Annotated in this window: 10 protein-coding genes; 7 read left to right on the top strand and 3 right to left on the bottom strand. The window is 67.5% G+C overall.

Features of this window, described 5'->3' with window-relative positions:
- Window positions 1–150: 150 nt before the first annotated feature.
- The 6 genes from N5D91_RS08630 to N5D91_RS08605 all read left to right on the top strand — a co-directional run bounded on the left by N5D91_RS08630 (window position 151) and on the right by N5D91_RS08605 (window position 5,314).
- The gene (locus tag N5D91_RS08630) at window positions 151–1,122 is read left to right on the top strand and encodes a hypothetical protein (protein WP_180854034.1); all 972 of its coding nucleotides are present in this window, start codon (window positions 151–153) and stop codon (window positions 1,120–1,122) included.
- Window positions 1,115–1,663, top strand: coding sequence for an ATP/GTP-binding protein (locus tag N5D91_RS08625; RefSeq protein ID WP_180854033.1), 549 nt, complete (start codon window positions 1,115–1,117; stop codon window positions 1,661–1,663). Before N5D91_RS08630 ends, N5D91_RS08625 begins: the two co-directional genes overlap by 8 nt.
- Complete coding sequence (locus N5D91_RS08620) at window positions 1,656–2,072, top strand: roadblock/LC7 domain-containing protein (RefSeq protein ID WP_164160929.1); 417 nt, start codon at window positions 1,656–1,658, stop codon at window positions 2,070–2,072. The genes N5D91_RS08625 and N5D91_RS08620 overlap by 8 nt, the downstream gene beginning before the upstream one ends.
- A gap of 53 nt (window positions 2,073–2,125) precedes the next feature.
- A complete protein-coding gene (locus N5D91_RS08615; protein ID WP_110713947.1) occupies window positions 2,126–2,485 on the top strand; it encodes a hypothetical protein in 360 nt (119 codons plus the stop codon).
- Between the two features lie 146 nt (window positions 2,486–2,631).
- Window positions 2,632–4,362, top strand: a complete 1,731-nt coding sequence (gene aceK, locus N5D91_RS08610; RefSeq protein ID WP_180854032.1) for a bifunctional isocitrate dehydrogenase kinase/phosphatase — start codon at window positions 2,632–2,634, stop codon at window positions 4,360–4,362.
- 61 nt (window positions 4,363–4,423) lie between these two features.
- Window positions 4,424–5,314 (top strand): energy transducer TonB, encoded by an 891-nt coding sequence (locus N5D91_RS08605; protein WP_180854031.1) that lies wholly within the window; start codon window positions 4,424–4,426, stop codon window positions 5,312–5,314.
- 34 nt (window positions 5,315–5,348) lie between these two features.
- Here the strand turns inward: N5D91_RS08605 and N5D91_RS08600 are convergent, their stop codons facing one another.
- The 3 genes from N5D91_RS08600 to trxA form a co-directional block, all read right to left on the bottom strand.
- Entirely contained in the window at window positions 5,349–6,923 is a 1,575-nt protein-coding gene (locus tag N5D91_RS08600) for a sensor domain-containing diguanylate cyclase (protein ID WP_110713944.1), read from the bottom strand.
- Window positions 6,924–7,133: 210 nt separating this feature from the next.
- On the bottom strand, window positions 7,134–8,885 hold the full coding sequence (rho, locus tag N5D91_RS08595; RefSeq protein WP_094001169.1) for a transcription termination factor Rho: 1,752 nt from the start codon (window positions 8,883–8,885) through the stop codon (window positions 7,134–7,136).
- A 229-nt stretch (window positions 8,886–9,114) separates the two neighbouring features.
- Entirely contained in the window at window positions 9,115–9,444 is a 330-nt protein-coding gene (gene trxA / locus N5D91_RS08590; RefSeq protein ID WP_088027548.1) for a thioredoxin TrxA, read from the bottom strand.
- A gap of 511 nt (window positions 9,445–9,955) precedes the next feature.
- Between trxA and rhlB the strand changes: the two genes are divergently transcribed.
- A complete protein-coding gene (rhlB, locus tag N5D91_RS08585; RefSeq protein ID WP_164160925.1) occupies window positions 9,956–11,665 on the top strand; it encodes an ATP-dependent RNA helicase RhlB in 1,710 nt (569 codons plus the stop codon).
- Window positions 11,666–11,696: the final 31 nt, after the last annotated feature.

The following is an 11,696-nucleotide window of genomic DNA, read 5'->3' as shown; positions in this document are numbered from 1 at the left end:
AAACTTGCCCACGATGGCCGTCGCAGAACCGATATGAGCGGATCTGCAGCCGCCCTCGATCTGAGCAGTCGATCACGACGGCTGCCGCTGGCGATGCCCTAGCCTTGGCGACGCGAGGCCACCGGGGAGGTGGCCGCACGGGGAACACGGATGGCACGCGTGCTGGTAGTGGGAACCGACATCCAGGGCGAGCAGGCCCTGCTGCAGCGGCTGCGCGTGGCATCGGCCCTGCCGGACGGCCAGATCCGCCGCAGCCAGGACCTGGATGATTGCGATCTGCTGGTCATCCGCGATACGCCGGCGCTGCGCAACGCGGCCCTGCGCATGCGCCAGCAGCGTCCGCGACTGCAGTGCTGGATCGAGGACCTGGGAGGCCAGCTGCGTGACGGTGATGGGCACCAGGATGTACTTGATGACAGTGCCATCGGCCGTGCATTGCGCGGCATGCAGTTGGCAGTGGAGCCCCTGGCCATGCACGCAGCCGCACCGATCCGCCTGGCTGATGGTGCGCATGCCATCACCCGTCTGCTGCGCGAGCGGCTGCCGCTGCGACAGGGCCAGGCACTGTTGAGTGATGCGGGCGAGCCTCTGCTGCTGATGGATCTGGAGCACGACCAGGCCGTGCTGCTGCAGGAACCGGCTGCGGCGCTGGTGGAGCGTTTGGCCGATGCCTTCGAACGCCTGCAACTGGATGCGCTGACGCCGGCACGCCTGCAGGCGCTGGCCGGCGAGCGGCCACGCCAACCACTGCGACCGCTGCTGTGGCAGTGGGCACAGCGCAGCCGCCATTGGCAGGCATTGGACGAACGCCTGCGTGGCGCCTCAGTGAAGCTGCTGCGCTGGCCCGACTTCCGCGTACTGGGCCACGACCATGATGGCTTCCGCCTGTGTTCGCTGCTGCTCAAGCGCGCGTGCACGGTTGACGAGTGCGCGATGCTGCTTGAGTTGCCGGCTGCGGCGGTGCGCGATTTCATCCATGCCGCCTACCTGTGCGGCTACGCGCAATTGCAGAGCGCCCCGGTGGCCCCGATGGCGGCAGGACGTGGCAGCGGCACGGGCACCGACAACGGCCTGCTTGCCCGCCTGTGGCGGCACCTGCGCGGGAGCGAACGCAATGCGTGAGCACAAGGTGGTGGTGCTGGGTGGCATGGGCAGCGGCAAGTCGACCCTGGTGCGCAGCATCGCAGCGGGCGCGGTGATCGACACCGATGTGGCCAACAGTGACCGCCTCGGCGCCGACAAGGTGTCCACCACCGTGGCGCTGGACTACGCAGACATCGACCTGCCCAACGGCGAACGCCTGCGTCTCTACGGCACACCTGGCCAGCAGCGCTTCGATTTCCTGTGGCCGATCCTGCTGCAGGGGGCACGTGGTGCGGTGCTGCTGCTGGATGCGCGTCGTGCCGGGCTGGCCAGCGAGCTGGAGGACTACCTGCAGGTGCTGCAGCCGTTCGCATCGTCATTGGCGCTGGTGGTGGCGGTGACCCATCTCGACCAGGCGCCACGCGCCGCGCTGGATGACTGGGCCACGCGCGCCTGCCTCGACGACCAACCACTACCGCTGCTGGCGGTGGACGCCCGCGACCGCGAACAGGGGCTGCTGCTGATGGATGTGTTGATGAGCGAAATGGAAGCGCACGCGCTGGTGGCGGCACATGGCTGACGGGCAGGCGGCAGTCCTGCCCGATGCCGGCCAGCGTGAGCGCCTGCAGCCCTTGCTGCAGGACCTGCAGCAGCGCGTCGAAGGCGTGCGTACGGTAGTGCTGGCCAGCGTCGATGGCTTTGCCCTGGTCAGTGCCGGCGCCGATGGGCGTGGCGAACGACTGGCAGCGATGACCAGCGCGATGCTGGCACTGGCCGCGGCGGTGGGCCGCGAACTGGTGCTGGGCGATCTGCAGACGCTGATGCTGGAGGCTGTGGGCGGCAAGGTGCTGATGCTGGCGATCCTGGCTGAAGGGCGCGCACCGCTGCTGCTGATGGCGGCCTGCGACCAGCGCAGCGTGATCGGCCAGGTGCTGTGGCAGAGCAGGGAATGTGGCCAGGCGATCCTGGCCGAACTCGGCGGATCGTGAGCCCGGCCGCAGGGGAACGAGGGGCTCGAACCAACTTCGACAAGGGGTGCGACGTGGCTGGATTGAATGAATCGTTGAACGCACTGATGGGCATCGACGGCGCGCAGGCAGTGGCGCTGGTCGACTACGAAAGCGGCATGCTGCTGGGTGAAGCCGGTACCGGCATGGACATGGAAGTGGCCGCCGCCGGCAACACCGAAGTGATCCGCGCCAAGATGAAGACCGCCGCGTCGCTGAACCTCAACGACAGCATCGAGGACATCCTGATCTCGCTGGGCAAGGCGTACCACATCATGCGCCCGGTGGCGAAGAAGAAGGGCCTGTTCTTCTACCTCGTGCTGGACCGTACCAAGTCCAACCTGGCGCTGGCCCGGCGCAAGGTGCAGGACGTAGAGGCCGAACTGGCGATCTGAGCCGGTAGTGCCGGCCGCTGGCCGGCATCTGCATGGGTCCACCGGCGGTCCAGGGGCTGCCGGCCAGCGGCCGGCACTACCTCTGCGCTCGACGGCATCACACACGCCAGCGTATGGTAAAGCCGGTCCTCCCCGGTGAGCCGTGCATGTCCGAGCCTGACATCGCTGCCGAACTGGCGCCGCGTATCGCCGGCGCCATCCGCGATGGTTTCGAGCAGTACCATGCCCGCTTCGCGGCGATCACCGCGCGGGCGCGGCAGCGCTTCGAGCAGCGCGATTGGGCTGGTGCGCGACAGGATGCGGTCGAGCGCATCGCCCTGTACGACCTGTGCATCGCCGAGCAGATGGATGCGTTGCGTCGCCTCGCCGGTGACGCGATCGGCGAGCGCGCGCTGTGGCTGCAGGTGCATGCCTGCTACAGCGCGCTGCTGCAGGGGCTGATCGACGCCGAGCTGTACAAGACCTTCTACAACACGCTGTCGCGGCGCCTGTTCGCCACCCGGGGCGTGGACCCGGCGCTGGAGTTCATCGCCTTCGATGTCGAACCTTCCGATGCAATCACCCATCCCGTGGCACGGCATACCTATGCCGTCTCGCCGACGCGGCCGGTGGAGGCGTTGCAGCGGGTGCTGGCCGACTATCGCTTCGACATCCCCTATGCGCACCAGCTGCGCTGCGCGGCGACCATTGCCGTGCGCCTGCAGGACGACCTCGCCCATTGGGGTGACACGCCGGTACGCAGCATCGAGCTGCTCGACACCGTGTTCTACCGCGAGCGTCGCGCCTACCTGGTCGGACGCGTGTTCGGCGAGCACCGCTTCTCGCCGTGCGTGATCGCCCTGGTCAACGACGAGCGCGGCCTGCGTGCCGATGCAGTGCTGACCCGGCGCCGTGATGTTGCTCACCTGTTCGGCGTCTCCCGCAGCTACTTCCAGGCTGACCTGGGCACGGTGGGCGACGCCGTGGTGTTCCTGCGCAGCCTGCTGCCGGGCAAGCCCATCGACGAGATCTACACGGTGCTGGGCCGTGCCAAGCAGGGCAAGACCGAGCGCTACCGCACCTTCTTCCGTCATTTCAACGAGCACCCGCAGGAGCGGCTGGTGCATGCAGAGGGCACACCGGGCATGGTCATGGCGGTGTTCACCCTGCCCAGTTACCCGCTGGTGTTCAAGCTGATCCGCGACCGCTTCGCGTGGCCGAAGTCGATGTCGCGCCAGCAGGTGGAAGAGAAATACGCGCTGGTGTTCAACCTGGACCGTGTCGGCCGCCTGCTCGATGCACAGCCCTATCGTCATCTGCGCTTTCCAGGCGACCGCTTCGCACCGGCCTTGCTGGAAGAGCTGCTGCAGCAATGCGCGCAGAGCGTACGCATCGATGGCGATGAGGTTGAAGTCGCACTGTGCTATGTGCAGCGCCGCTTCCGCCCCTTGAACCTGTACCTGCGCGAGCAGGGAGGCGAGGCCGTGCGCGCGGCGGTGCTCGACTACGCGCAGGCCATCACCGACATGGCGCGCAACAACATCTTCCCTGGCGACATGCTGCCGAAGAACTTCGGCGTATCGCGGCATGGCCGGGCCGTGTTCTACGACTATGACGAGCTGTGCCTGGTCAGCGACTGCGTGTTCCGCGCGTGGCCGCAGCCACGCACGCCTGAGGAAGCGATGGCCGACGAGCCCTGGTTCCATGTCGGCCCGCGTGATGTGTTCCCGGAGCGCTTCGGCCCGTTCATGGGCCTGCCGGCAGGTGAACTGGCCGCAGTGCGCGAGCACTACCGGCACCTGTTCGACCCGGGTTGGTGGCAGGGCCTGCAGGAACGCTTCGCCCGCGGTGACTATCCGGATACGCCCCCTTATGCGGGTGTGCACCGGTTGGCCTGAGGCGGCTGTCATGGCGGCTGGGACTGGGGTACGCTCGCCGTTCATCACCAAGGATCCGGCAATGATGCGTTCCCCTTTGTTTCTCGCTCTCGCGCTGGCCGTAGGTGCCGGCACCCCGTTGCTTGCTGGCGAGGCCAGTGCACAGACCGCGCGTGCGGTGCGTGCCACCGCGGAAATGAGCATGGTGCTGTCCGGCCATATCGAGATCACGCCTGAGGGTGAGGTCAGCTCGCTGGTACTGGACCAGAAATCGGCCTTGACTCCGAGCATCGCCTCCTTCGTGGAAGGCACGATCGGCGGCTGGCGCTTCGAACCCACGCTGCGCGATGGCAAGGCAGTGGCTGCACGCGCCCCGATGCGGGTGCGGCTGAGGGGGACGCAGATGGCCGATGGTGGCTACCAGGTCAGCATGACCAGTGTCGATTTCAGTGAATATGATCCGAAGGCTACCGATTCGGTGACCCGGAAGCAGATGGCTCCGCCGCGCTATCCGGAAGACGCCTATCGGAATGGTGCGCAGGGTGAAGTGCTGCTGATGGTCAAGGTGGCGCGTGACGGCACGGTGGCCGATGTCATCGCCGAGCAGGTGAACATGGCCGTGGTCGGCCCGGAACGGGCCATGGCCAAGATGCGCGACATCCTGGCCAAGGCCAGTATCAGCAGCGCCCGCAGCTGGACCTTCAACCCACCGACCACCGGCGAAAGCAGCACACACGACAGCTGGACGGTACGCATCCCGGTGAGCTTCGCCCTGGGCAATGACCGCAACGCAGGGCAGGAACGCTATGGCCGCTGGCGCGCCTTCATCCCCGGGCCCCGCCAGGCTGCGCCGTGGCGCGAACGCCGGGCGATCGAACAGGCCGGCAGCGACCTGCTGCCGGAGGGTGGGGTGTACATGGTCGATGGCGCCAAGCGCGGCGTGCGCCTGTTGACCCCGCTGGAACAGGGCTGATTGTGGGAGCGGAGCCGGGCAATCCGGCTCCGCGTCAGTCCGCATACGGGTAGACCACCACCCGGTTGCGGCCCTGTTCCTTGGCCATGTACAGCGCCTTGTCGGCCAGCCGCAGCGCCTGTTCTGCGTCGACATGGAAGCTGGGGAAGTGGGCCACGCCCAGCGATACGGTGATGGTGCCGACCGGTTCGAACGGATGGTCGGCGATGTGCTGGCGCAGGCGTTCGCCGGCCTGGCGCGCCGATTCAGTACTGATGCCCGGCAGCAGCAGCAGGAATTCCTCGCCACCGGCGCGGCAGAGGATGTCGCTGTCGCGCGAGTAGCGGCGCATCTGGTCGGCGATATGGACGATGGCGTTGTCGCCGACGTCATGCCCATGGCTGTCGTTGATCGACTTGAAGCGATCGATGTCCAGCGCCAGGATCGCGAACGGGATGCCCTGCACCTGCAGCGCGTCCAGCGCCTGCTGCAGTCCGCGGCGGTTGAACAGACCGGTCAGCGGGTCGGTACGGCTGGCACGGTTGAGCGTGCCGATGCGATCCTGCAGGGCATTGAAGCTGTGCAGCACCGCCTGCTTGAGCTGGGCGACCTCGAAGTACCAGGCGCGGATGCCGCTGACATGGTTGATGGCGTTGCCGGTGTCCTCGCCGCCCTGAACATTGCGTGCCAGCTGCCACAGTGGCATCGAGATGCGGCGCGCGAACCACCAGGTGACCAGCAGCGACAGCAGGCCGAGCGGAATCGCGTTCCAGATCACCGCCGTCATCAGCCGCGACAGCGGCTGCAGCGTGGCCTCGGTCGGGCGCTGGGCGATGATGCCCCAGCCGGTGGCTGCGACCGGTGCGTAGCCAGCCAGCATCGACACGCCGCGGTTGTTGCGCACCTGCTGCGCGCCGCGCTCGCCCCGCACAACGGCCTTCACCGCCGGGTTGCCAACCACGTAGTCGCCAACCCGCTTGCCGTCGGCGTGGTACAGCAGGCGGCCATGGCGGTCGACCACGTACAGGTAGGAGCCGTCGCGGTAGTAGTGCTTGCCCAGCAGCGTATGCAGGGCGCTGCGCTGGCGCAGGTACAGGGTGCCGCTGACATAGCCGCGATAGCGGCCCTGGCGGTCGAAGATCGGGTGCGACAGCGAGACCAGCAGCTTGCCGGTGGCCGATTGGTACGGATCGCTGATCATCGGCTGGCGCGCGGCCAGTGCCGCATTGTTGCCGACACTGTGCAGCACCTCACCCTGCAGCTGCAGGGTCTGCGGCGAGGTGGCGATCACCAGGCCATCGGCATCCACCACCAGCGAGGAGTTGAAGCTGCTGGACTGCAACTGCAGGCGGCTGGCTTCGTCCTGGGCCTGCTTCGGATCAAGGTCGCCCTGGCCGAGCCGGGTGGCTGCATAGGCCAGCTGCTGCTGCGCGGCCAGCAGGAAGTTCTGGGTGGTCTCGGCCAGCTTGGTGGCGTAGACGCGGTTGGCTTCCAGGGTATTGCCGACCAGCTGGTCGCGCTGCACCCGGTAGCTGGCCAGCAGGGTGTTGGCCAGCGCGATGATGGCGCTGAGCAGGGCCAGGGCGAGGATCAGCTTGCCCAGGTTGAGGCGGGGGGACAGCGTTCGCATGCGTCGACGGATCCGGCAGGAGGCTGGACCCGACCGGTTCTCCGGAAGGGGCGACAGCGGGAATCGGTGGCCGGGCCCACGGGGGCCGGGCAGGGTATCGCGCGGATTATCGCCAAAAGCGGGCGCCAGCGAAGTGAAGTGCGTCGCCCTGCAGGCAAAAAAAAACCTGCCGCAGCGAGCGGCAGGTTTCTTCCGATGCAGCGCCGGGGCTCAGCGCTTCATCGAACCGAAGAACTCGTCGTTGGACTTGGTGTTCTTCATCTTGTCCAGCAGGAACTCCATCGCGGCCATTTCATCCATCGGATGCAGCAGCTTGCGCAGGATCCAGATCTTCTGCAGCAGTTCCGGTTCGATCAGCAGGTCTTCGCGGCGGGTGCCGGAACGGTTGATGTCGATGGCCGGGAACACACGCTTTTCAGCGATGCGGCGGCTCAGGTGCACTTCGCTGTTGCCGGTGCCCTTGAACTCTTCGTAGATCACCTCGTCCATCTTCGAACCGGTGTCGACCAGTGCGGTGGCGATGATGGTCAGGCTGCCGCCTTCTTCCACGTTGCGCGCGGCACCGAAGAAGCGCTTCGGGCGATGCAGGGCGTTGGCGTCCACACCACCGGTCAGCACCTTGCCCGAGCTCGGCACCACGTTGTTGTAGGCACGGGCCAGGCGGGTGATCGAGTCGAGCAGGATGACCACGTCCTTCTTGTGCTCGACCAGGCGCTTGGCGCGCTCGATGACCATTTCGGCCACCTGCACGTGGCGCGCGGCCGGTTCGTCGAAGGTCGAGCTGATGACCTCGCCGCGCACGGTGCGCTGCATTTCGGTCACTTCTTCCGGGCGCTCGTCGATCAGCAGCACGATCAGGTGCACGTCCGGGTGGTTGGTGGTGATGGCGGTGGCGACCTGCTGCATCATCATCGTCTTGCCGGCCTTCGGCTGCGACACGATGAGCGAGCGCTGGCCCTTGCCCTGCGGCGCCATCAGGTCGAGGATGCGGCCGGTGATGTCTTCCGACGAACCGTTGCCGCGCTCCAGGGTGAAGCGGCGGCGCGGGAACAGGGCGGTCAGGTTCTCGAACAGCACCTTGTTCTTCGACGCTTCGATCGGCTCGCCGTTGATGGTGTCGACGATGTTCAGCGCGAAGTAGCGCTCGCCGTCCTTCGGGAAGCGGATGCGGCCGGAGATATGGTCGCCGGTGCGCAGGTTGAAGCGGCGGATCTGGCTGGGCGAGATGTAGGTATCGTCCGGGCCGGCCAGGTAGCTGGCTTCGGCCGCGCGCAGGAAGCCGAAGCCGTCCGGCAGGATTTCCAGCACGCCGTCGGCGGCGACGCCGTCACCGTGGCGGGTCAGTACCTTCAGCAGGGCGAAGATCACATCCTGCTTGCGGGCGCGTGCCACGCCTTCGGAGATCTGCAGCTGCTCGGCGATTTCCAGCAGCTTCTGCGCCGGCATCCGCTTGAGGTCGCTCAGCGAGTAGACCGGGAAGCCCTCGGGCACGTTGGCGTGCGGGCGCGGCACGAACGGCTGCTGCTCGCCGCCGTCGTTGGGCAGGCCATCGTCGCGGAAGCGATTGTTGCGGTCACGGTCGCGGCGGTTGCGGAAGCGGTCGCGGCGATTGCCCTGACCTTGCCCCTGGCCCTGCTGGCCGTTCTGGTTGTACGGGTTCTGGCCCTGGTTCTGGCCGCCCCCCTGGTGGTTCTGCTGGCGCGGCTGGCCGGATTCGCGACCCTCACCACCTTCGCCGCCGCCACTGCTGGCAGGGGCCTCGGCGGCGGGCGCGCTCGGTGCGGGGGCGGCGGCGGCCGGTGCCGGCGCTTCGGGCGCGGCGGCCAGCGGCAGGGTCGGCTGCGCCGGAGCGGCGCTGGTTTCGGCGGCTGCCGGAGCGGCGGCCTTGCTCACGCGGGGCTTGCGCACGCGCTTTTCGGCGGGCGCATCGGCGCTGCCGGTTTCGGAAGTGTTATCGGACAAGAGCGTTATTCCTCGCTTGAAGGTGCGAGCGCCCGGCTGGGGCGGCGAACGTTGGGAATGGGTCTGGAAGAAACTGCGTCCAGAGGGTGCGGCACGCGAACGCGGCCGGATATGCCGACACTATCATCGGCCCGCGGCGCCATGCAAGGGTCACCGGGAACAGCATTCATCATGGGCGCGGGGCGCCCCACCGGCAGCCGCGGTCGACGGCTGCCGGGGAACAGCGGGATCAGGCCAGGGCCTTGTCCAGCAGGCCGGCCAGCTGGGCCTTGCCCACCGCACCGATCTGCTCGGCGACCTTCTCGCCATCCTTGAACACGACCAGGTACGGAATCGAACGCACGTGGTACTTGGCGGCCAGCGCACGGTTGTGGTCGACGTTGACCTTGGCGATCTTGGCGCGGCCCTGGTAGGCATCGGCCAGCTCGTCCAGCGCCGGGGCGATCATCTTGCACGGGCCACACCACTCGGCCCAGAAATCGACCAGCACCGGTTCCTTGGAATTCAGCACTGCGCTATCAAAGTCGGCGTCGCCGACATGTACAACCTTGTCGCTCATCTTGGTTTCTCGTCTTGGATTGCACCCGGTCATGCCGGAGGTGGGTGAACTGGGCCATGCCCGGTGGCGCGACCCTCGTCGTTGCCTCGCGGCGCACTGCCGCGGTGCGTTCGGCGGGATGCCTGGACGCTCACGGCCGGCAGTGTACCCCTATCGCAGGGCAGGGACAGGCGCCGGCTGGAACCCAGCGTATCGTGATCGCTTCGATGGCCGGTATGTGTCGGATTTCACTGTCTTCCTGTACATGGGGCTGGCAGCGGGCGACACCAGCGCCTCTGGAAGGACCGTTCAAGTCCGGTGTTGCTGGGTGAAGGTCGAGCGTCTCTCGTCTCTTTGAGACGGCTCATTCCGGTTTGCCCGCCCGAGTGCGTTAAACTGGGGCATTGTGCGGCGCGCGGACCCGGTGGTCCCAGCCTGCCAACCCGCCGCAGGGGCCGCAGTTTGCGACGGTGCCCCTAGACGATGAAGTGCCAGCCGCCTTACGGGCCGGCGGCCATACCAAGACGGACTCATGAGCGACAAACCGCTGACCGATTTGACCTTCTCCTCCTTCGAGCTGCATCCGGCCCTGCAGGCCGGCCTTGAAGGAGCCGGATTCACCCGCTGCACCCCGATCCAGGCGCTGACCCTGCCGGTCGCGCTGGCCGGCGGTGATGTTGCCGGCCAGGCCCAGACCGGCACTGGCAAGACCCTGGCCTTCCTGGTCGCGGTCGTGAACCGCCTGCTGAGCAAGCCGGCGCTGGCCGACCGCAAGCCGGAAGACCCGCGCGCGCTGATCCTCGCCCCGACCCGCGAACTGGCCATCCAGATCCACAAGGACGCGGTGAAGTTCGGTTCCGACCTGGGCCTGCGCTTCGCGCTGGTCTATGGCGGTGTCGACTACGACAAGCAGCGCGAGATCCTGCAGCAGGGCGTGGACGTGATCATCGCCACCCCGGGCCGCCTGATCGATTACGTGAAGCAGCACAAGGTGGTTTCGCTGCATGCCTGCGAGATCTGCGTGCTGGACGAAGCCGACCGCATGTTCGACCTCGGCTTCATCAAGGACATCCGCTTCCTGCTGCGCCGCATGCCGGAGCGCACCACCCGCCAGACCCTGCTGTTCAGCGCCACCCTCAGCCACCGCGTGCTGGAGCTGGCCTACGAGCACATGAACGAGCCGCAGAAGCTGGTGGTCGAAGCCGAGACGGTCACTGCCGCACGCGTGCGCCAGAAGCTGTACTTCCCGGCCGACGAAGAGAAGATCCCGCTGCTGCTGGGCCTGCTGTCGCGCAGCGAAGGCGCGCGCACCATGGTGTTCGTCAATACCAAGGTGTTCGTCGAGCGCGTGGCCCGTTCGCTGGAAAAGGCCGGCTACCGCGTCGGCGTGCTGTCCGGCGACGTGCCGCAGAAGAAGCGTGAGAGCCTGCTCAACCGCTTCCAGAAGGGCCAGCTGGAAATCCTGGTGGCCACCGACGTGGCCGCGCGCGGCCTGCACATCGACGGCATCAAGTACGTCTACAACTACGACCTGCCGTTCGACGCCGAAGACTACGTGCACCGCATCGGCCGTACCGCCCGCCTGGGCGAGGAAGGCGATGCGATCAGCTTTGCCTGCGAACGCTATGCGATGAGCCTGCCGGACATCGAGGCCTACATCGAGCAGAAGATTCCGTCCGAGCCGGTCACCAAGGAGCTGCTGACCGCGCTGCCGCGCCCGGAACGCCCGGCCCCGGCCGCAGGCGAGGACGGCGAAGAGAACGAGAGCGTTGGCCAGATCTTCCGGGAAGCGCGCGAAGCCCGCGCCGCCGAGGAAGAGCGTCGTGGCGGTGGCCGCAGTGGTGGCCGCTCCAGCGGTGGCCGCGGTGAGCGTCGCGACGGTGAGCGCAGCGGCGAGCGCCGTTCGCGTGGCCCGCGCAAGCCGCGCGTGGAAGGCGAGCAGGCTGCGGCCGCTCCGGTGGAAGGTGCTGAAGCCGCTGTCGCCCAGGCTCCGCGCCCGCCGCGTCCGCCGCGTGCCGAAGGTGCGGTGGATGGCGAGCGCAAGCCGCGCAAGCGTCGTCGTCGTCGCCACGGCCGTCCGGTCGAAGGTGCCGAAGGCGTGCAGGCCACGGCCGGCAATGGCGTCAGCCCGGTCACCCCGGTGCAGGTGGTGGCCAAGCCGGTGCGCACCGCGGCCGATACCGGTGATTCGTTCCTGACCCGCATCGGCCGCAAGATCCGCCGGATGCTGTCGGGCAACTAAGCCACCGCGGGTGGGTGCGGACCTTGGTCCG

This window comes from Stenotrophomonas sp. GD03794, from assembly GCF_029842145.1.
GTDB lineage: Bacteria > Pseudomonadota > Gammaproteobacteria > Xanthomonadales > Xanthomonadaceae > Stenotrophomonas > Stenotrophomonas riyadhensis.
This window is presented reverse-complemented; position numbering and strand designations above follow the sequence as displayed.